Genomic DNA, 21,572 nt, shown 5'->3' with positions numbered 1-21,572 from the left:
GAGCACACTTTAGATAAATTTATTTACGAGAAAACTATGTTTAAACAATCGATTTTGATGACTGGCCTAGTAACATCTGGCCTTATGAGTTTTGCTGCTAGTGCAGATAATTCTCACACAACTACCCAAGCTATTACTCATGCACCAATAGGCGTCATGGGAGACCATCTGCATAAAGAAGGGGAATTTATGCTCTCCTATCGTTTTATGAATATGCAGATGTCAGGTAACGTTCAAGGCAATAACAGCATATCCAATGACGACATAGTTACCACAATCGCTAACCCCAACGCGCCACCAGCCACAGTGCGTGTGGTGCCGCAAGATATGACCTCTCAGATGCATATGTTGGGTTTTATGTACGCCCCAACTAGCAATATTACCTTGATGGCGATGATTAATTATATTGACCGAGATATGACATTAACCACTTATCAGGGTATGTCAGGCACTACAGTATTAGGTGATTTTGAGACTGCTAGTTCTGGTCTGGCTGATAGTAAATTAGCAGTGTTGTATCGACTGTATGATTCACCCAAACATAAATTACACGCCAATATAGGCTGGGTAATTCCCACCGGCTCAGTAGAAGAAAAGGGCGAAGTGCTCACGCCTATGAATACCAAGATGACAATGCGTTTGCCTTATAGCATGCAAACCAGCACTGGCAGTCATCAAGGGGAGTTTGGCCTTACCTATAACGGCTATTCAGATAATACAAGTTGGGGCGCACAAGGGCTGCTTACTACCTCCTTAGGTGAAAATGACGAAGGTTATGAACCGGGTAATAAAACTCAATTTACTGCTTGGGCTGGTTACGCATTATCGGATGTAGTGAGTGCATCAGTACGCCTAAAATACAGCTCGTCGGATGAAATTAGTGGTGCTGACTCACAAATTATTGCCCCTGTGACCACCGCCAACCCAGCTAACTATGGAGCAGATGTTTTAGACTTAGGGATAGGCATTAATACAGTATTCACCAATAAACACCGCGTAGCCTTTGAATATTCGGTTCCTCTAAGCTACGACGTGAACGGTGTTCAAATGGATATGGATAACATGTTAACCCTAGGCTATCAAATCGCTTTTTAGTAACAGACAGACCTTACTGGCACTTTAATATTTACGGTGACAGTGAGGTTTTTAACATACATATAACACTATCGATATAAATCATGACACTTGAATATTGGTGATAGGTTTCAATCACTTGTATGCTCGATACTTATTACATTTACACACCTTTAGCGCGAGAAAATCATGCACCCTAGCCTTAAACCTGCCAACCCTAATTTTTCTTCTGGTCCTTGCGCCAAACGCCCTGGATACGATGTCAGCAAACTAGATTTATCGGTCTTGGGCCGATCTCACCGTGCCACCATTGGCAAACAAGCGCTAAAAAGTGCTTGTTTAGATACCGCCAAAATTTTGGGGTTGCCTGAAGGTTATCGTGTCGCCGTTGTACCCGCTTCTGATACGGGCGCGATGGAAATGGCGATGTGGTCAATGTTAGGTGAGCGTCCTGTCGATGTGTTGTATTGGGAATCCTTCGGTCAAGGCTGGGCAACCGATATTAGCAAACAATTACAATTAGAAAACACCCGTGTATTTAGTGCAGACTATGGCCAATTACCTGATTTTAAAGAAGTTAACTGTGACCACGATCTGGTATTTACATGGAACGGAACAACCTCTGGTGCAAAAGTACCGAATGCAGACTGGATAGACTCAAATCGAAAAGGGTTAACCTTTTGTGATGCTACCTCAGCTGTTTTTGCCCAAAAAATGGACTGGGAAAAGCTCGATGTGACCACCTACAGTTGGCAAAAAGTCTTGGGTGGCGAAGGTGGCCATGGCATGTTAATTCTTAGCCCCCGTGCTGTCGAACGCCTTGAGTCTTATACTCCTGCTCGCCCATTACCTAAAATTTTCCGCATGACTAAGGGTGGAAAACTCATTGAAGACTTATTCACTGGAGCAACTATCAATACACCTTCAATGTTATGTGTGGTGGACTATTTAGACGCCTTGAATTGGGTCGAATCTATAGGCGGTGTAACCGCGACTATTGCCCGTGCAGATAAAAATCTGGCCACAATCGAAGCCTTTGTAGAACAACATGACTGGATTGAATTTTTGGCGCAAGACGCCAATATTCGCTCTAATACTAGCGTCTGTTTGACCCTTGACTTAACCCCAGAACAAGTTAAATCCGTGGTCAAATTGCTCGAAGAACATCAAGTCGCCTATGACATTGGTGCTTACCGAGATGCCCCCGCGGGTCTGCGGATTTGGTGTGGTGCCACAGTCGAAAACAATAACATCGAAGCCTTAATGCCTTGGCTTGAATGGGCTTACCACAGCGTGAAAAAGCAAATACTTTAAACGCCTGATTGTCCCAATTTACGCTAAAAACAATTAAGGAATAACATGTACAAAATTAAAACCTTCAATCAGATTTCGGTCAAAGGGCTAGAACGTTTTAGTCGCGAGAAATATGAAGTGGCTTCGGATATTGGACACCCAGATGCGGTATTACTACGCAGTCATAAACTACATAATGAAGTGCTCGCCGATTCGGTTTTGGCTGTGGCAAGAGCAGGTGCAGGCGTAAACAATGTGCCAGTGGAAGACTACAGTCAAAAAGGCATAGTGGTATTTAATACCCCAGGTGCCAATGCCAATGCGGTAAAAGAATTAGTGTTAGCAGGTCTACTTTTAGGATCTCGCGGCATAAAATCAGGTATTGATCATGTCACCACTTTACACGATGTGCATGACGCAGCTGAATTACATAAAACCTTAGAGGCGCAAAAGAAACAATTTGCCGGTAATGAACTTAAAGGCAAAACCTTAGGTATTGTTGGTTTAGGTGCAATAGGCTCAATGGTTGCCGACATGGCGCTGGCACTAGGCATGAATGTAGTCGGTTTTGACCCTGCACTTTCCATTGAGGCCGCTTGGCGTTTATCTAGCGACGTACAAAAAGCTGAAAGTATGTACGCTCTACTCGCCCGTTGTGATTATGTGAGTTTACACGTACCCGCCATCAAACCAACTCAGCATATGATCAATGATGATGCCCTTGCTCAAGCCAAACCAGGCATGTTGTTAGTCAACTTTGCCCGTGAGTCTATTGTTGATCCACAAGCCATAGTTAAGGCACTAGATAGTGGCAAACTGAGAGGTTACGTGTGTGACTTCCCAGAACCTGTTTTTTATGGTCGAAGCGATGTAATAGCCATGCCACATATAGGCGCATCCACTGCCGAAGCCGAGGAGAACTGCGCTATTATGGCCGCAGAGCAAATTATGGATTACCTAGAAAACGGTAATATCAAAAACTCAGTTAACTTCCCCGAAGTGAGCATGGCAAGGTGTGAAGGACAACGCATTATTTTTGCCAATAAAAACGTACCCAAAGTACTCGGCAGCGTGTTATCGGTATTGGCCGATCACAACGTCAATGTACTCGATATGATGAACAAAAGCCGTGGCGATTTGGCCTACAACATTCTCGATGTAGAAAAAATGGAAAACGGTCATGTAATTGAAGCTATTCGTAACATTGAACATGTCACTACGGTTAGGTTGATTGGCTGATTAAATTATATGGCTAGCTCAAGAAAATGAGCTAGCCATATAATTTACACTTTAGTCGCTGTAACTAATATGAGTCTGTTTTAAACCTTCATCCAAAAGTAAAATAACCTCACTCAATTTTTTGTGTTTATTGAAGGCAACAAAAATATCACTAGTATGATTAATGTGCCCTTTTTTAATCTCATTTTTATTCAGTTTTAATTCTGACAAATAATACTCAGCTACATCATCAAACATTATCGCCATATCGACTCGTTTTAATTGCAAGAGTTTGATTATTTGTTTTTGACTTGAAACCCTTACCTCGTTAAATTTATGTTTGCTGTTTTCATAGGGTTCACCGTATTCATAATCGCGAATTAGGGCTATTGAGGTTCCCGCAGGAATTTCATCCACAGTATTGAAATTTAAATCCGACTCTTTATGGTAATAAAAAGAGGCCTTAACTTGTACAATTGGCACCTTACCAAAAACAAATTTATCAAGAGTGCTTTTTTGTTTAGTCACATTAAATGCACCATCTACTTTACCTGATTGAGCCAAAAATAGGGCCCTCGCATAAGGCACAACAATGAACTCAACATCGACACCAACACTATCAAAAGCACGTTGGATTTTATCCTTTGAAATACCTTCACCAGCTTCATTTGAATAAGGTGGCCAACTATTTTCTGCGGCGAGTTTAATCCTATATTCCGCTGAAGATACACTCGGTATAAGGAAAATTAGTAACAAGATTTGTAGTTTCATACCGCTTATCTATGAATTCTTTATTGTGACCAAAATAACATATCACGGTAATAAAAACGTTTGTTATCGAGATTTATAATACCAATGATTGTTAATTCAAGCTGAGTCGTTTTTGAAAAACTACGACGAGCAACTTAAATGTGATAATCCACCTACCTCAAAAAATTCGGACGGTTTCAAACGATAATATTTATCCTCTATATCCTTCGACTGCTCAGCATATGGCTGTGTCATGACGTCCTGCAGTTCTCGTACTAGAGAATAATTCCCAGAGCTTGCTTGCTGATATGCTGGCACAACAAACCACTCCCTTAAAATATATTTTGGGTTCACAAGTTTCATCTGCTTAGATAGCTCATCACGAGAACGAGACAAAGCAGTATTATCACTGTTAACTAGTGAGTTCCATTTAGTGAGCCACAGTGACCAGCGTTGTTGCATCACTTCTGGAGCCGTTTTATACGACTCTTGCATCGAAGTCATAGAAGATCCAAAGTCCTGGTAGAAGCTTTTTTTGAGTGGCTCAATGTTATCAGGCACTGTCGAAAGTTCGCGGAAGAAGATAGTGTAATCGACCGGGGTTTGCGCCATAAGTGTTTCGAGCTCATTAAACAACTCCCCATGAAAAGTGCTAAGTCCAAGTTTGGCAGCCCACATCTCCTGCATTTGAGTTTGCATCACCTTCGAAAAGCCACTTTGTATCTCGTCGAGCTGCAATAGATAGTCTTGATGTGAAGCCAACAAAGGTCGCAGCGCCGTACAGAATGATTGGAAGTTTTGTTGTGCTGCCACTGGTTGGTTCAAAAACGAGAAGTGATGCCCGCCGCCTGTCCATGACTGGAAGTGTGGGTTAAACACATCACAAAAACCAAATGGACCATAATCAAGGGTAAATCCACCTACCGCGCAGTTATCACTGTTAAAATTACCCTGACAAAAACCGACGCGGATCCAGTTTGCTATCAGTGAAGTAAGGCGGCCTCGAAACTCCCGTGCTAACAATACTACTTTTTCGGCGCTGCTTAACTTTTGGTCGATGACGTCAGCGTACTCACGAAATATTGCGTGCAATACAATTTGTTCTAACTCCTGCTTCGCATTTGGGTGTTCCTGCTTGCGGGCACGGCGGCCAAAAAGCTCCAGTTGACCAACTCGAATGAAGGATGGTGCAACACGCGTAGTAATGGCGACCGCCTCTGATACATACATATCGGGATCTATTGAGAGCGATCCTTGGGAGTACCATGGACGCTTGGCCTTCTGTGTTTTCGAAACATACAAACTCAGCGACCTCGATGTTGGCACGCCCAGTGAATGCATGTGATCCTGAGCCAAGAACTCTCGGATACTTGACCGTAGAACAGCGCGACCATCGGCGCCGCGGCAATATGGCGTCCGTCCACCACCTTTGAGTTGCATTTCCCAGCGTTGTTCGTTAATGACGGCCTCAAACACCGAAACTGCACGACCGTCTCCATATCCGTTACCGGTTTGGAACGGGCACTGCTGAAAGTATTCGCTACCGTAGATCGAAAGTGCGTAGCCCGTCGCCCAACCGACCTTTCGAATTGGCTCTGGAACCTGCGAAATGTCACCGCTGAACATCCTAACGAAGTCGGCTGATTTTGCCATGCTGTCGGCGAAGCCAAGTTCGCGAAAAAAGTGGCTGCTGTGGGCAACATACTCGGGTTCTTCTATTGGCGTGGGACTCACGGGAACATAATGGCCGGTGAAGACTTGTCGCGGCGAATGATCGGCTCCGTTTTCTTTGGCATCTGGATCGCAATTGAGACTGTCCATAAACGAGTAGCTTGCCAACTCTGCAAGGTCGTCTAATGTCGTGACGGTTTTCAGGGTTACCGGAGATAGCGGTTTAATCATTTGGGTTCTCCATGATAAAAATATTATAGTTTAAGCAGCGATTGAGATTTACTTTACCCTGGACTCGGGTAATCGAGGTAAATGCTTATTAAGCTTCATTGCCAGCCAAAAACACTTCGTGTTTTAGCTTTGAGAATTGACTGAGATCCAGCGTTGATTTACCCAATCCTGTTGCATTTAATAGCGATTTAATTAAATACTTATTAAACGCACTATTAGTGTTATCGGTTAGGTAATCTTGGGGGAATACCCATTTGGCATCGTCAATTTCGTGGGTATCTTGTATATCGATTTGCGTCGATAACGGGACTAACTTGCACACTATGTATATGTTGGATTTACCAAATCGATATGGATGAGTACTCGCCATCCCTAAAACTGCGCTAAAACTAGTATTGATGCCGGTTTCTTCCAGTACTTCGCGGATCACCGCTTCTTCAATTGTTTCTCCTAGTTCAATGTGACCACCAGGTAACTTGTAAGTCGTGGCTCCGCGTTCACGGATCACTAATATTTCACCCTGCGGATTTTGTACTAAACCACCCGCACCAAGAGAATGGGTAGGTACAAAAGGCACAAAATTTTCTGGATCAAACTTAAAGGTTAAAGTGACTTCGGTTGGCAAACAATTATGAAAAGTGAAACCTTGCGAGGTGGCTATTGCTATCAAGTGCGCAAAATCAATGGGTAATGTTAACCAGATAACTGCCTTTTTTTGTTGTTTAGCATGACTTAATAAGGCGTTTAACTGGGGTAAAAATACATCTATATCTTCAGGAATTTGCTCACTGTTAATGATGATACCGTTGAATTTGTTGTACTCAAATGCTAACAAAATTTATCACTTATATGTAACTATGCCATGTTCAGGACATTATAGGGTATGTGGATATGAACCGCAGTGCTAATACCAGTCCGTATAAATTAATGGAATATGTTTTATAGCCTTTTTTCGACAAAAAATACCGGCTATTACTTTTATAAAGCTATAGTGAAAACGATGAAGACGCAGATTTATAAACTGTCCCATTGTTGCTGCAAACCAATTAAATGCAGTAAACCAATAGATAAACAAATCACCGAACTCCAAATCCAAAATTCCGGGCTTCGCCCCATAGGGTTAGTAACAAAATAAAAGCCAGCAAGCCCACGCATACAATAAATCATTGTAATGAGACTCAATGCAACACCTAATAACGGTAAACGCCCTATCAGACCCGCAGCAGAAAATGCATAAAGCGACCAAATAGATAATACAACAACAATAAGCGAGGTAATGATGCTAGGTTTTATTAACCCTTGTTCAGCCATCACGGCCATTTGTTCACCGGCACCAAAAAATCGATACCAAGGCGCACCAAAAATAATGCAACCAACATGGATCAAAGCAGCAACAGCACTTAAACAACCAGCGGTAACTAAATAGTAGTTCACTACTTTCTCCTGTTTAATCTTATTGCATATTTGATCTTGTAATCTGGTGTTACCGCGCTCTTAAAAAGTCTTTATCTAGCACGCCTGAGATATTACGCAATTCATAATCAATAACCTCTGCAGTACGAGTGGCGCCTGCAGTTGTTGTCATTTCTGCAATAGCGGTGATGATCAGCGCTTCTAGTGCGTCGCTGTGATTAATATTTTCCTCGTCAGCTGCCGCTAAGGCATCAGCCATACATTGTTTTGCAATACTATATTTACTCATTTGGCTCTCCTTACGCAAAACCTTAAAATCTGAAACAACAAGGGCCAGATATGCCGGCCCTTGTTAATTCTGTACTCATTCGGTAACAGTCTAGTTAACTTTTGTTACGCTCATATTCACGTACTTCATTGCGACCCACTACCATATGATGAACCTCATCTGGACCATCAGCATAACGTAAAGTACGCTGGCCTGCATACATGGCAGAAAGTGGTGACCATTGAGAAATACCAGTGGCACCATGCAGCTGCATGGATTGGTCAATAATTTCACAAACTCGCTCAGGGACCATAGCTTTGATCATATGTATCCAAATACGTGCTTCTTGATTGCCCAATACATCCATGGCTTTAGCCGCTTTTAGTACCATCATACGCATGGCTTCAATGTCGATACGCATCTTCGAGATAACTTCAACATTTTTACCAAGTTGATATATTTTTTTACCAAAGGCTTCTCTTGAAGTTGAACGCTCAAGAGCAAGTTGCAAGGCTTCTTCAGCTTGGCCAATTGAACGCATACAATGGTGAATACGCCCAGGACCCAAACGTACTTGAGAAATTTCAAAACCACGACCCTCACCTAACAACATATTGGTCTTAGGCACCCGTACATTTTCAAGTTTAATGTGCATATGACCGTGAGGTGCATGGTCATGACCAAATACATGCATTGGGCCAACAATAGTGACACCTGGAGTGTCTAATGGCACTAGAATTTGTGACTGCTGTTTATGTGTTGGCGCATCGGGGCTGCTTTTAACCATACAGATCATGATTTTACAACGAGGATCACCGGCGCCAGAAATATAATATTTTTCACCATTAATCACCCAGTCATCACCATCCTCAACCGCCAATGTTGAGATGTTTTTTGCGTCTGAAGAGGCAACATTAGGCTCAGTCATACCAAAACAAGAACGTATTTCACCTCTAAGAAGTGGTGCCAACCATTTTGCCTTTTGCTCAGGCGTACCAACTCGTTCCAACACTTCCATATTTCCAGTGTCAGGTGCTGAACAATTTAATGTTTCAGAGGCTAAAGGTGCTTTACCCAGTTCAACGGCAATATAGGCATAATCCAAATTTGATAAGCCTTGACCAGTTTCAGCATCTGGCAAGAAAAAATTCCAAAGGCCTGCCTCTTTGGCTTTGTTTTTAGCGCCTTCTAATAATTCCATTTGACGTTCAGAATAGCTCCAACGATCAGCAAGTTTTTCACCAATTGAATAAAACTCGTCTTGGATCGGTATAACATTCTCTTCAATGTGCTTTTTTACCGCTAGATAAAGTGGACGCACAGCCTCAGACATACGTAAATCATTTAAGTCTTCAGTCGACATATTTGTTTCCTTAAAATTGAGTGAAATCTGACGTGTTTTACTGACGCTTCATGACACATATAGTGAAGGTTAGATTTCAAATAAATCAGTCAAAATATAATAGTTGAATGACGCAGTGATGGCTATCAAGATCGCTCCAAGAACCTGAAATTACTGATATTTTTATAAAAAACGACTATTTCATGGCTTCTTTATAACAGTGAATTATAGAGGTACATCACTGTTGTTTTTGGAACAGCGTTTTGAGCAACCCCTAAGCAAATAACAATTTAGAAAGAGGCTGTTATTTTTCTAAATTTAATAGCTAATAATGCATTTTTACCTTCTGATTTTTGTACCTAAAGAACATTAACAATTTTCGTTTCTAAATAATTGATTAGAAACATTGAGTACCTTAATAATTTCACTGAGCGAAACTGTTAGTCAGATTGTCTGACTGCATAAAGTCAGTATGCTCTCAAATTAGCTTTGTTATATAGATCATGGATAGGGGTTATCCTTGCTATACTCAAATTAGTTTTTGGAATTTGTTACCTTGTAGTTTTTGAAGAGCAATAAGAAATCAATATCCCAATGATTTTCACTTTATTTCAACTCACTTTAAGTTTATTTATATTAAAAATAACGATGCTAAAAACTCAGGCACAGCAGTCCCTCTTAATCAAACAGTTCAATCGTAAAGGTAACTTGTTTTGAAGCGCTATTTTATAAGAGTGACCCAATCCATTAAACGCCAAAATTCTGCGATAAAACGCAATGCCCTTATTCCCCTCAAACTTGGTTTGTTGTCGGTAAAACGAAGCCTGGCTCAAGAAAGCCGAGAGACTAAGGTTATGCTAATTACCTACAAAAGATTCACTAAAGGCCAAGCGAGTAAGCAGGAAATGCAAGAGGCTCATAGACAATTTGTTGATGTCATTCGAGGACTTGGATTAGGAGTGCTTGCAGTTTTACCTTTTTCACCCATCACTTTGCCCTTTGTTGTCAAATTAGGAGAAAAAATAGGCGTGAATGTATTACCCAGTGCATTTATGAAAGATTTGCGGGAGGAAGAAGTGATTGAAATTCAGCAGGAGATTGAAATGATTATTGAGTCTGATGATGATATCCCCTCTACTAATAATAAAGCATAAACTGTCTTAACCAGTGAAGCGTTAACAAATTGCGCTGGTTTCAGACGGAGTCAACTATGATAGTCGGTTGTGTGCCATCCCCATCTTTCCGGTAGTTAAAAGCAAAAAGAATTTGAACCACAGAGGGCACAGAGCTCACGGAGGAAAAGCATGTGAACAAGAGAGTTGTTATTGGGGAAAGAGTTAGCACTGACAGCGCTCGAGTGTACTAATATCGATCATTGTATACCTTTAATGATAACTTCGGCTTCACGCCCAAAGCGGACCAAAATAACTTCTCAGGTTGAACGGCAGCTTTGAGCCTATGAGCCGTCATAGCCGAGTCATTCAGTGAGCGATCCCAATTAGCAGTAAACAGACGGTGAGGATTTTTAAGATCTTACACCTCGCTGACGGCGCAGATATTGAAGATATTACACGTCATTCCCTCGGAGGAGGGAACCCACTAACATTTACCGTGCAGCCAATTTAAATCGTTTAAAAACAGTATGAAATTAGTGTATTTCAATCAATTTCAACTTTGGAAATAAGATACTTTATTGAAATCTACAGATGTTGTTGGAGATTCCTTCCTCCGAAGGAATGACGGGGGATAAACGGGAGGATGTTACCGACTGCTTTCTCAGTTTTGCCGTTACTCAAGGACTCATTATTGAATATTGGCAATATGCTCAATCAAGTCAGTCAGATTGGGCGCTCACTAAATGACTAATCTAGCTCTGTTGTATAGCTAAGATATAACGCTTATTCTTCCTTTACTCACAGGACTCGGATAGAGCATATGCAAGACATTTCCAATAAACCTGCACGTTGGCCGCTTATTCGCCAAGGCATTGTTTTTCAATTTAAGTTGGGTTTAGACGCACTGCGGGATATTTTGATGAGTCCAGTTTCAATGGTATTAATAGTCTTTGATGTTGTGATGGCTAACGATCAACAGCAGAGTTATTTTAATCGGCTAATGCGACTAGGGAAAAAAAGCGATCATTGGATAAATTTATTTGCGGTTGACTCACCCAACGGTGAACCTGAGAACAATAAAGAAGCAGCGGATAGTAATGTTGATTTCTGGATTTCCAAGATTGAAACTGTGGTCAAAGAACAGCAGGTAGATGGCAAGCTTACCCAATCAGGAAAGGACAAGCTGCAGCAATACTTTGGAAAAATCATGCAAAACAAAGACAAACCAGGAAGTAAGGACTAATACTACAAATTAAGGAAAGTGATTTTTTGGCGGTTATTGTCTGCAGTGGATATTTATGGGCCAAACCTTTAAATTGTTATTCAATATATTGGCACTTATGGGATCTGCATGAATTACGATGAATTTAATACGTTTTGTGGTTCATTGCCTGCTACGACCTATGTGGTTCAGTGGGGAAATTCTCACGTTTGGAAAGTCGGTGGTAAAGTGTTTGCCATCGGTGGCTGGGGAGAAAATGAGCAACCAGCTTTTGTTTTTAAAACCTCGGATTTAAATTTTGGTTTTTTAACAGAATCTGAAGGATATAAGCCAGCACCCTACTTTGCGAATCGCGGTATGAAATGGATACAGCAATTTGATAGTGTCATAGAAAAAGATGACGAGTTAATTTATTACCTATCTGAATCTTATCGATTGGTTTCCTTAGGGTTAACTAAAAGCAAACAAAAAGAGCTTGGTTTGAATCAAAATTAACTGGTAAATAACCTCTAAAAATCCAATCAGTTTGCTTTAAAATGCTCATCCAGAAAAACAAAATGGTAATTAATAGAGTTCTGCCAATACTCTAAAGTATGCCCTCCAGGCATTTCAAGGTAACTATGGGGGATTTGCATAGACTGTAAGCTCTGATGAAATTCTTTGTTGCCATTATAGAAAAAGTCATCCACACCAATATCAAAAAATAACGCTAAGGTCTTTCCTTTAAGTAAATCTGCCATGTTGACCACTGAATAGTTCTCCCAATTTGCAGGGTATTCAGTTTGTTTACCGATCCGTTTTGCAATATCCCAATTAGTTGGAAATGGCCTTAAATCAAAAGCGCCACTGGTACTTATTGCTGCGCTAAATACTTCATTGTTACGAATTGCTAAATAAAACGCACCAAAGCCTCCCATACTCAATCCCATAATCGCCCTTGAAGACTTATCGGTTTGGGTATTAAAAGTGTTATCCACATAATTAACTAATTCGCGACTGATGTAAGTTTCATATTGAAAACTTGGATCAATAGGGCTGTCGATATACCAACTGGTTTTTGCGCCGTCAGGACACACAACAATGATGCCATACTGGTCTGCGAGCTCTTGGATTTTTGGGACTATGGTTGGCCAAAATGTATGATCGTCGGTGGCACCATGCAATGCATATAAAACAGGTAACGAGCCACTTTCAGCGCTATAACCTTTGGGTAAAATAATAGTATTAGGCACATCTTTTTTCATTGCCTGACTATAGACACTGAATGTCACGACCTTGGCAGAATTAGCATATGCGGGTAACAATACTAAGGTAAAAACTAAAAGTAACCTAAACACTATGTTCTCCTTTAATGAATAGTTAGCAATCATCGACTAACAGATAAATGAAGACTGTTTCACTCAGTTTTTCGGCAATGATAGGTTAAGGCAAGAAAAATAAACTGTTTGATTGCATCAGTCTGTAGCGGTTTACTACTATCAAAAATCACCCCGCGATTTTTATCGTATTGGAAATCTGCATACACCTGCCGAAACTCTTCGATTAAGGATGTTTGGCAATGCACAAATAAACCAAATTCCTCAGGATTAGATTTAAGCTGAGATAATCTTAATGTGGTGCCTGATTTAGGTGAAGCAGTAACATAACTAGGTTCGCCCCATTTTAGGCACTCTGCGATTTGACCTATTTGCTCGGTGCTTTTAGCAATCTCAAAAATCCATTGCCTAATGGTTAACAAAGCCTGTTTGGTTTTAGGTTGGCAGTTATCAAATACTTGGCGTATCTCTGAGTTTTGAATGTCCATCACTTATACTCTGTATTTATTAATTTAACTGCTCAACAATATTATAAGCATAAATAGGATCCAGTTTATTCGCGGCCAATCTATCGCTTAGCCCAATACTGGATAATCCCGATAACACCGTTAATTTAGCCTGCTCAATGGGTGAACTCATATGATACAAACTCGCGTTTTTGCGCGCACCTAATTGAATTTCACTAGTGCGACTTAAACGTAGATCTTGATAGGCTTTTAGAGCGGTTGAGGTGTCATTTTCAGTCGCCAAATAATGCGCCAAAGCATAACTATCCTCTATTGCCATAGCAGCACCTTGGGCTAAAAATGGCAACATGGGGTGACAAGCATCTCCCAAAAGTGCGACGTTTTGATCTGTCCATTGATTAAGAGGTGGCCTGTCAAACAAAGCCCATAAAAAACATTGCTCTGATGCGGCTAATAATTCAGTAACTTCAGGATGCCAGCCATCGAAGGTATCTCGCAATTCGTTGATATTACCTGGCTCGTTCCAAGATTCTTTTTGCCAATCAGTGCGTTCTTGCACAGCGACAAAATTTACTAAATCGCCGCCACGTAAGTAATAACTAACAAAATGTTTACCTGGCCCTACCCATAAATTGGCATTGGGTTTAATAAGCCCTTTGGGCAGTTTGTTGGCTGCAACCACTCCGCGCCATGCAACCTGCCCCGTAAATTGAGCTGGTGTTTGCCCTAACATACAGGCTTGCACTTGTGACTTTATACCATCAGCACCTATTAACAAATCAGCGACTAGGCTTGTGCCACTTTCAAGTTGAATTGTGAGGCCTTGTGCATTCTGCTGGTAACCTTGAACGGCTTGATCTAAGTGAATACTTACTTTCTGTTTTTCACATGCATTTAGCAGTATTGAATGTAAATCGGCGCGATGTATATGCAAATAATCAGCAGCATATTTTTGAGTAGCAGTGTCACTCAAAGGCACAGTAAAATAAGTTTTTCCCGTTTGATAATGACGCATCACAGCAGATTTGGGGCGAAACGCCTTAGCTTTAACTTGGTCAGCTACATCCAATGCTTGCAATACATGCATTGCATTGGGGCTGAGTTGTAGGCCAGCGCCCACTTCGCCAAGTTGTGGGCTTTGTTCATAAACAGCCACTTCAAATCCACGTCTAACCAATGCTAACGCGGCACACAAACCACCAATACCTGCACCTGCAATAACAATTTTTTTACTCAAAACAACTATCCAGCGATTTAGTTTCGTTTGCGCCAGATAGTAATATGGTTGTTAGCGGTTTGGCTAGTACGTTGATCCAATTCAAATTGGCTGGTGACTTGGGTTTCTTGTAACAAGTCAAATTCTTCAGACATGATTTCAAACAAATGAGCTTCACTACTAAGGTTTTCACCATTACGTTTAAACCCGCCGATCCAATGTTTATTATCGGTAATAGATGGGTTCCACGTATAACTGCTACCTAAAACCACTAGCCCACCCGCTTTTACTCTTTGGCTAAGTTGTTGTAACAACACTTCTGGGTGATAACTGTATTCGATAACACGATGACAAATTGCTAAGTCGTAATCATTAAACTGCGGTTTTAGGTTATGTCCGTCACCTTGTGCATAATGTAAGTTTTCAGGTGATTGTGCAAAACCCAAATCCTCTAGTGTCACTTCATGAAAATCGAAAATTTCGCCCTGAGTAGGCATAGCGTAACGTAATTGCCCCTGCTCTTTTAAGTTAAGACAATGCTGAATATGTCTTGCAGTAAAATCTATACCATCAACATGACCGGCAGTTTTAGCTAATTCAAACGCCAAACGCCCTGCCCCGCAACCTAAATCGAGTACTTTACTGCTAGATGTCACATAGGGTTGCAGTAAGTTAAGGAGTTGCTGCAAATCATGCTCGGTTTGGTAACTAGCCGCAGCAAAGTGATGATGTAATAAACGGCTAATATCAGTTTGCATCTCACATTTTGTGACTGGAGTAATAGGTACTTCCTGATGTTTACTCGAAACATAACGAAATCCAGCATGTTGGTGAAAATGGCGACGAAACGCATAGCGAGAATCACGGGTGGCTTCGTTGCCTGTGGATATCCAGCTCCCACCCTTGATTAGATTATGCTGCCCATCAAAAGTAGGTGTTGAAAAATCATCATATAGCGGATGTACTTTAAAACCCTCGTAGCCATCTATGGGGCTTTCGGTCCATTGCCATACATTGCCAATCACGTCATAAAATTCAGTTTGTTTGAATTTATTCACTGGGCATGACGAAGCAAAATGTTCTAAATTAATGTTACCTGGGGCTTCTTTCCAATCGGCTAAGTCTGTGTCGAGTTGGTCACGGAGTACTTGCCATTCAGCTTCGGTAGGCAAGCGAACATAATCATCACTAATGCTGTCCTTCCAATTACAAAAAGCCTTGGCTTCAAGGTAATTAACTTCGACAGGCCAATTCAACGGCAGGGGCATTTCTTCAGTAAGATTTCGTTGCCAGTATGCACCGTTTTTACGTCGCCAAAAACGTGGCATCTGTGCTTTAGTAAAATCTAGCCAACTTTGTCCTTCTTCGGTCCAATAGCTAGGTGTGTGATAGCCACCAGCATCAATAAATTGCATAAACTCTTGGTTAGAAACTAGATATTGCGAGGCAGTAAAATCACTCACCTCAAGGTGTAATTGCCCATATTCATTATCCCAGCCATAAGTCGGATTGGAATCTGGCTTACCCAAGACTAATGACTGACCCGCAACGCTTAATAAAGTATTGTTAGGTGCATTGTCTATATCAGGGCAGTTTTTCCATGAGTTAGATGAGGTTAAATAATCGCTATCAAGCATACGCATGATAACCGACGATGTTTCAATGTGAATACGCTCATGCTCACAACCCATAAGGATCACCCAAGCCAAGGAATCTTGAGTAATAGGTAAGCTAAGCGGCATCTTGTCAATCAAATCCAAGATACATGCTTTCACTTGATCGCGATATTCAGATACGGCCTCAACACTTGGCCATTGATAATTATCCGCTGAAAGGTCATCCCAAGACATTTCATCCACACCCACAGCACAAACAGACTCGATTTGGTTATTCACTCGGTTTTGTATAAATTTGCCCAACAGTAACTTATTAATATAAAAAACAGCCGTGTGACCATAATAAAAAATGAGTGGATGACGCAATGATTCTGGACGCAAGTAGAAAGCTTCGTCTTGATTAATTAACGAAAAGAGCGATTCGTAAAGCTCCCACGTTTGCTCAAAATAGGTTTTGAGCTCGACTCTTTTTTGTTCAACATCATTGCCAATTAATAACGGTGGCTTGTCTAATATGAGTGATTTTTGTTTTAGCAAAACGTGCTTTCCTAATTTCTTTTGACTACTTGTCTCAGCCTAAAATATTACTGATACAACTTTTACTAGTGTTTACGGGTCTATAAAGAGTCTTTTACGGTTATTACGTAATAAACGATCTCTGATATTTACTCAGAACCATTTCCTTAATTTTCACACCCAAATTTATTCCACTCAGATTGGGCATATCTTCACAGTAATAATCTATTTTATTTACCAACCACATATCGTTTTTAAATAAAGATAGTGCACCTAAGTTTTGTTGCGCACTTTGATGACTCTCATTTTGGTTGTGCTGTTGATCGTACAACGACACGGGTAATGCTTTATCCACAAAATTTGGTAAGGTTTTGTTAGTTTGCCATTTGCCGATCCCTTCAAGCACATTAATAAGAATAAACAGCATATTCAAATAAGGATCATAATTTTTACTGGTTGCGCCAATTCTATGCTCTACTCGCGCAGTTTTTCGCCAATCACCTGTGTAATGCAATACTGAATTATCAGTAGCAAAAAATAATGGTTCTAAACCCATAACCTGATTGTGTTTGCCTTTTTCTTTGTACAAAGCAATGCTGCCTTGATGGCCACCAGACAATAAAACCGGTGAACTCAACTCTGCGTCCAATCCATAGTCTTGACGTAAAGTTAAACGTTTAAAGGCATCTTCCTCGGGTAAAAACAATAGGCAACAAGCATAACTATTGCTCAACAACTCATACTGGATCCACTCTCCTAATCCTTGTTGCGCAAATAAATTTTCGCCGTGCTGGTTTTCAACACTGACATTCATTTGGATCGCATTAGGAATATGTACAGACCGAGTATCCAATGAAAATATTGCACCCGATCCAAACACATACCTCCCTTTATCCGCTCCCCAAGCAACAGGTACCATCATGACTTTAGATGCCCCATACTGACACATGATTTGGGGTAACAGCTGCATCGCTTTGGCTAGGTTTTGTGCTTCTTTTAATGGTGACTGGCCATTAAATAAGGATACAAATTCCCATTGATTTTTCCAATATTCGGACTTTAATTCACCGTCTATTCCGAGTTGCGCTAATTTTTTATTGATACTTTGATAATCGAGCCTTTGTTGCTTAGCGTGTAATTCACACACACCCTCCAACTCGAAATGCACAAAGGGTTTAAACCCTTTGGCTTCAAGTATATTCAGTAAGTGTTGGATAACATCTTGGATCAACATAAATTTTTGATGGACACTTGGTGAACTGAAATTTTGTTTAGTGTAAGGCTCAAACAACAACAATCAACCTTATTTTCCTCGGCTATGTTTATATTGAGTTTTACAATATCCGCGCAATATACCTTGTGGTCTTAGACTAAGGTGTTTGGTTTGCCTGCCTCGCATACGTTTACGCCAAACCTTGAACGACCCAATTTTCAGCTCATTGCGCATCAAGTCAATTAGCTGATTGGAGTTAATCCCAAACAAGCCTTCAATAGCTTCATAAGGGGTTCTATCCTCCCAATCCATTTCGACAATGCGTGATTTTTCTGCTGTATTAAAAGTGTATTCATTCTTATTCATACTCGGGATTACGAATAAATGAAATAATAGGTTCACTTAATAATTAATATTCATGAATATTAGATCTAGAAACCTCATTTGTTAGTATTACTTAAACTATTTAGTTAATTTTTGGAGTGATTTTTATCACCGACTCAACTTTAGTTTGGTTCCGTCAAGATCTTCGCTTACGAGACAACCCAGCATTAGCCTTTGCCGCAAAGCTAGACTCAGTGATCCCTGTGTTTATTTTTGATACTGCTTGCCCCGAACATTGTGTACCGGGTGGAGCCAGTAAATGGTGGCTACATCAGTCACTAAATGCTTTAAATGATTCATTAGATAATCAATTACACTGCATCAAAGGCGATGCTAGTAAGTTATTAATCGGGTTAATGCAAAAGCATGACATAAAACGCATAGCCTGGAACCGGGCTTATGAGCCATGGCAAATAAAACGCGACACCCAACTGAAACAAACATTAGTTGCAGCTGGAATAGAGGTGCAAAGCTTTAACAGCCATTTATTATGGGAACCTTGGCAAGTATTAAAAAAGGATCAGACCCCATATAAAGTGTTTACGCCTTATTACCGCCGCGGGTGTTTGTCCAAATCATCACCCAGAATGCCTGTTGCGGCCCCCAAAGATCTGCAAATTGAATATTATTCTGAAATTGATAATGGCATAGATTCACTAGAACTCATGCCTGAAATAAGTTGGCATAGCACTATACAAACTATGTGGACGCCGGGTGAAAAAGGCGCAGCTCAACACCTCAGCGAATTTTTACCTGACGGGGCCAAAGAGTATAAAAACAAACGAGATTTTCCCGAACTAGGTGCCACTTCTAAATTATCACCGCACCTACACTTTGGTGAAATATCGCCGAATCAAATTTGGTATGCGGGCATTAATGCCCTTAACGGCAATACCGAAGATATAGGCCTAGATTGTTATTTAAGTGAATTAGGCTGGCGGGAGTTTTCTCATTATTTGTTGTTTCATTTCCCGCACATTCCACAAAAAAACTTCAGCCCTAAGTTTGAACATTTTATTTGGCGCAATGATGAAGATTCACTTAAGGCTTGGCAACTTGGTCAAACCGGCATTCCCATTGTGGACGCAGGTATGCGCGAACTCTGGCAAACAGGCACTATGCATAATCGAGTACGTATGGTGGTCGCTTCGTTTTTAGTTAAAAATCTATTAATCGACTGGCGCAAAGGCGAACGTTGGTTTTGGGATTGTTTGTTAGATGCCGACTTAGCCGCAAACAGTGCAAGCTGGCAATGGGTTGCGGGGACCGGTGCTGATGCTTCTCCTTACTTTAGAATTTTTAACCCAGTAACGCAGGGACAACGTTTTGATGTGCACGGTGACTATGTAAAACGTTACTGTCCTGAGTTGAGTAAAATGCCAGACAAGTTTATTCATAATCCATGGGATGCACCGCAAAATATTCTGGATTATGCAGGGGTAAAACTAGGTGATAACTACCCTAAACCCTTGGTTGATTTAAAAGCCTCACGCTTGCGCGCCCTTGATGCTTTAGCCCAGTCAAAACAACAACCAAACGAAACACCAGCGTCGTCATGAGTACTTTAAGATTAATTTTAGCTGATCAACTCAGCCATGACTTAGCCAGCCTAAAGGATTGCGAATTAGACAACGACTGGCTGTTAATGGTCGAAGTGCGTGAAGAAGCCAACTACGTTAAACATCATAAAAAGAAAATTGCCTTTTTATTCTCGGCCATGCGCCATTTTGCCAATGAATTAACCGGCAAAGGCCATCAACTGGTCTATACAAAATATGACGGTAAAGACAACAAAGGCAGTTTGTTTGGCGAAGTGAAACGGTTGTGTGAACAGAAAAATATCGACAAAATTATACTCACTCACCCAGGTGAGTATCGTGTTTTAGTAGAGATGCAGAGTTGGCAAGAAAAGTTAAACATAGCGGTAGAAATTCGCCAAGACGATCGCTTTTTGGCTAGTCTAGAAGAATTTGCCTCTTGGGCACAAGGGCGTAAACAATTACGCATGGAGTTTTTCTATCGCGAAATGCGCAAAGCATGGCATTTTTTGATGGATGGCGACAAGCCTGTAGGTGATAAATGGAATTTTGATAGCGCTAACCGTAAAGCTTTACCTAAAGAAATGTCACCGCCACAACCCACAAAATTCGAAACCGATGCCATCACCCAAGAAGTGCTGGAGTTAGTAGCAAAAGAATTTGACGATCACTTTGGGCAACTGGAAAACTTTCACTTTGCTGTGACCCGAGAGCAAGCCTTAGTGGTGTTAGATGAATTTATCTCCCAGCGCTTGGTTAACTTTGGCGATTACCAAGACGCTATGGTGCAAGGTCAACCTTGGATGTATCACTCGCACATTAGTTTTTACTTAAACTGCGGTTTGTTAACACCTAAAGAAGTCATTGAACAGGCCGAAAATGCCTACCGAAATGGCGATGCGCCGCTAAACGCAGTGGAAGGTTTTATTCGCCAAGTATTAGGCTGGCGTGAGTATGTTCGCGGTTTGTATTGGCTAAAAATGCCTGACTATAAAAACGAAAATTTTCTCGAAGCCACACGTTCGCTACCTAAATTCTTTTGGGACGCCAACACCAAAATGAACTGCCTACATCAGTGCATCAAAGAAACCTCAGAAAACGCTTATGCCCATCATATCCAGCGCTTAATGATATTAGGTAACTTTGCCTTATTAGCTGGCCTGCATCCTGATGAAGTCAACGAATGGTATTTAATTGTCTACGCCGACGCTTATGAATGGGTCGAAATGCCCAATGTCACCGGCATGATCCTATTTGCTGATGGCGGCCTACTGGCTAGTAAACCTTATGCCGCCAGCGGCAGCTATATCAACAAAATGTCCAATTATTGCAAAAGTTGCCACTACAAAGTCAAAGACAAAAATGGCTCACAAGCCTGTCCTTTCAATTATTTATATTGGGATTTTTTAGACAGAAATAAAGAAAAACTAGGCAACAACCCACGTTTAGGCATGCCCTACCGCACACTCAACAAAATGACTGACGAGAAACGTCAAATTATCCAACGGGACAGCCAAATATTTCTCCAAACTTTAGACACATATGAAAAAGTCTGAGCTTCCCAGTAAGGTATGTTTAATGTGCAACCGCTCGTTTAATTGGCGAAAAAAGTGGGAAAGGAACTGGGATGAAGTAAAACACTGTTCCAAACGTTGTAGCCGCGCGCAAAAATAAAAGAGCTGTTTTAGCATTTTATGCCCTACCCCATC

Annotated in this window: 21 protein-coding genes; 9 read left to right on the top strand and 12 right to left on the bottom strand. The window is 41.0% G+C overall.

Annotation, left to right across the window (positions count from 1 at the left end):
- Nucleotides 1-36 precede the first annotated feature (36 nt).
- The 3 genes from GARC_RS21110 (at nt 37) to GARC_RS21100 (ending at nt 3,606) form a co-directional block, all read left to right on the top strand.
- The gene (locus tag GARC_RS21110; protein WP_007624215.1) at nt 37-1,095 is read left to right on the top strand and encodes a transporter family protein; all 1,059 of its coding nucleotides are present in this window, start codon (nt 37-39) and stop codon (nt 1,093-1,095) included.
- Nucleotides 1,096-1,263: 168 nt separating this feature from the next.
- Entirely contained in the window at nt 1,264-2,388 is a 1,125-nt protein-coding gene (locus GARC_RS21105) for a phosphoserine transaminase (protein ID WP_007624213.1), read from the top strand.
- Nucleotides 2,389-2,433: 45 nt separating this feature from the next.
- On the top strand, nt 2,434-3,606 hold the full coding sequence (locus GARC_RS21100) for a phosphoglycerate dehydrogenase (RefSeq protein WP_007624211.1): 1,173 nt from the start codon (nt 2,434-2,436) through the stop codon (nt 3,604-3,606).
- Nucleotides 3,607-3,657: 51 nt separating this feature from the next.
- Here GARC_RS21100 and GARC_RS21095 read toward each other — a convergent pair whose 3' ends face one another.
- The 6 genes from GARC_RS21095 to GARC_RS21070 form a co-directional block, all read right to left on the bottom strand.
- A complete protein-coding gene (locus tag GARC_RS21095; RefSeq protein WP_007624208.1) occupies nt 3,658-4,356 on the bottom strand; it encodes a substrate-binding periplasmic protein in 699 nt (232 codons plus the stop codon).
- A 120-nt stretch (nt 4,357-4,476) separates the two neighbouring features.
- Nucleotides 4,477-6,237 carry a protein adenylyltransferase SelO gene (locus tag GARC_RS21090; RefSeq protein WP_007624206.1) on the bottom strand — a complete coding sequence of 587 codons (1,761 nt, stop codon included), beginning with the start codon at nt 6,235-6,237 and terminating at the stop codon, nt 4,477-4,479.
- 88 nt (nt 6,238-6,325) lie between these two features.
- Entirely contained in the window at nt 6,326-7,072 is a 747-nt protein-coding gene (locus tag GARC_RS21085; RefSeq protein WP_007624204.1) for an NUDIX domain-containing protein, read from the bottom strand.
- 179 nt (nt 7,073-7,251) lie between these two features.
- A complete protein-coding gene (locus GARC_RS21080; protein ID WP_007624202.1) occupies nt 7,252-7,671 on the bottom strand; it encodes a hypothetical protein in 420 nt (139 codons plus the stop codon).
- Nucleotides 7,672-7,720: 49 nt separating this feature from the next.
- Entirely contained in the window at nt 7,721-7,939 is a 219-nt protein-coding gene (locus tag GARC_RS21075; RefSeq protein ID WP_007624200.1) for a hypothetical protein, read from the bottom strand.
- Between the two features lie 94 nt (nt 7,940-8,033).
- Nucleotides 8,034-9,281 carry an acyl-CoA dehydrogenase family protein gene (locus tag GARC_RS21070; RefSeq protein ID WP_007624197.1) on the bottom strand — a complete coding sequence of 416 codons (1,248 nt, stop codon included), beginning with the start codon at nt 9,279-9,281 and terminating at the stop codon, nt 8,034-8,036.
- Between the two features lie 692 nt (nt 9,282-9,973).
- Between GARC_RS21070 and GARC_RS21065 the strand changes: the two genes are divergently transcribed.
- The 3 genes from GARC_RS21065 (at nt 9,974) to GARC_RS21055 (ending at nt 12,092) form a co-directional block, all read left to right on the top strand.
- Nucleotides 9,974-10,414, top strand: coding sequence for a hypothetical protein (locus GARC_RS21065; RefSeq protein ID WP_007624187.1), 441 nt, complete (start codon nt 9,974-9,976; stop codon nt 10,412-10,414).
- Nucleotides 10,415-11,195: 781 nt separating this feature from the next.
- Nucleotides 11,196-11,618 (top strand): hypothetical protein, encoded by a 423-nt coding sequence (locus GARC_RS26085; RefSeq protein ID WP_007624183.1) that lies wholly within the window; start codon nt 11,196-11,198, stop codon nt 11,616-11,618.
- A 108-nt stretch (nt 11,619-11,726) separates the two neighbouring features.
- A complete protein-coding gene (locus tag GARC_RS21055; RefSeq protein ID WP_007624181.1) occupies nt 11,727-12,092 on the top strand; it encodes an MmcQ/YjbR family DNA-binding protein in 366 nt (121 codons plus the stop codon).
- Between the two features lie 26 nt (nt 12,093-12,118).
- On the opposite strand, the gene GARC_RS21050 is transcribed toward GARC_RS21055, so the two are convergent.
- The 6 genes from GARC_RS21050 to GARC_RS21025 all read right to left on the bottom strand — a co-directional run bounded on the left by GARC_RS21050 (nt 12,119) and on the right by GARC_RS21025 (nt 18,307).
- Nucleotides 12,119-12,934: an alpha/beta hydrolase gene (locus GARC_RS21050; protein ID WP_007624179.1), complete on the bottom strand. Its 816-nt coding sequence runs from the start codon at nt 12,932-12,934 to the stop codon at nt 12,119-12,121.
- A 59-nt stretch (nt 12,935-12,993) separates the two neighbouring features.
- Nucleotides 12,994-13,401: a DUF1801 domain-containing protein gene (locus GARC_RS21045; RefSeq protein WP_007624177.1), complete on the bottom strand. Its 408-nt coding sequence runs from the start codon at nt 13,399-13,401 to the stop codon at nt 12,994-12,996.
- A 19-nt stretch (nt 13,402-13,420) separates the two neighbouring features.
- Nucleotides 13,421-14,617, bottom strand: a complete 1,197-nt coding sequence (locus GARC_RS21040; protein ID WP_007624175.1) for an FAD-dependent monooxygenase — start codon at nt 14,615-14,617, stop codon at nt 13,421-13,423.
- A gap of 17 nt (nt 14,618-14,634) precedes the next feature.
- Nucleotides 14,635-16,749: a 5-histidylcysteine sulfoxide synthase gene (gene ovoA, locus GARC_RS21035; RefSeq protein WP_007624170.1), complete on the bottom strand. Its 2,115-nt coding sequence runs from the start codon at nt 16,747-16,749 to the stop codon at nt 14,635-14,637.
- A gap of 103 nt (nt 16,750-16,852) precedes the next feature.
- Complete coding sequence (locus GARC_RS21030; RefSeq protein ID WP_226989262.1) at nt 16,853-18,019, bottom strand: hypothetical protein; 1,167 nt, start codon at nt 18,017-18,019, stop codon at nt 16,853-16,855.
- Nucleotides 18,020-18,031: 12 nt separating this feature from the next.
- Nucleotides 18,032-18,307 (bottom strand): TIGR03643 family protein, encoded by a 276-nt coding sequence (locus tag GARC_RS21025; protein ID WP_007624165.1) that lies wholly within the window; start codon nt 18,305-18,307, stop codon nt 18,032-18,034.
- Between the two features lie 116 nt (nt 18,308-18,423).
- On the opposite strand from GARC_RS21025, the gene GARC_RS21020 reads away from it, so the two are divergent.
- From GARC_RS21020 to GARC_RS26515, 3 genes are read left to right on the top strand one after another with little or no spacing between them, the layout of a single operon-like run.
- On the top strand, nt 18,424-19,884 hold the full coding sequence (locus GARC_RS21020; protein WP_007624162.1) for a cryptochrome/photolyase family protein: 1,461 nt from the start codon (nt 18,424-18,426) through the stop codon (nt 19,882-19,884).
- Nucleotides 19,881-21,419, top strand: a complete 1,539-nt coding sequence (locus GARC_RS21015; RefSeq protein WP_007624157.1) for a cryptochrome/photolyase family protein — start codon at nt 19,881-19,883, stop codon at nt 21,417-21,419. Before GARC_RS21020 ends, GARC_RS21015 begins: the two co-directional genes overlap by 4 nt.
- Complete coding sequence (locus GARC_RS26515; protein WP_081587601.1) at nt 21,406-21,537, top strand: DUF2256 domain-containing protein; 132 nt, start codon at nt 21,406-21,408, stop codon at nt 21,535-21,537. The genes GARC_RS21015 and GARC_RS26515 overlap by 14 nt, the downstream gene beginning before the upstream one ends.
- Nucleotides 21,538-21,572 lie beyond the last annotated feature (35 nt).

Origin of the sequence: Paraglaciecola arctica BSs20135 (genome assembly GCF_000314995.1) — a bacterium.
GTDB lineage: Bacteria > Pseudomonadota > Gammaproteobacteria > Enterobacterales > Alteromonadaceae > Paraglaciecola > Paraglaciecola arctica.
Note: the sequence above shows the minus strand (reverse complement) of the source record. Positions and strands in the feature narration are given on the sequence as shown.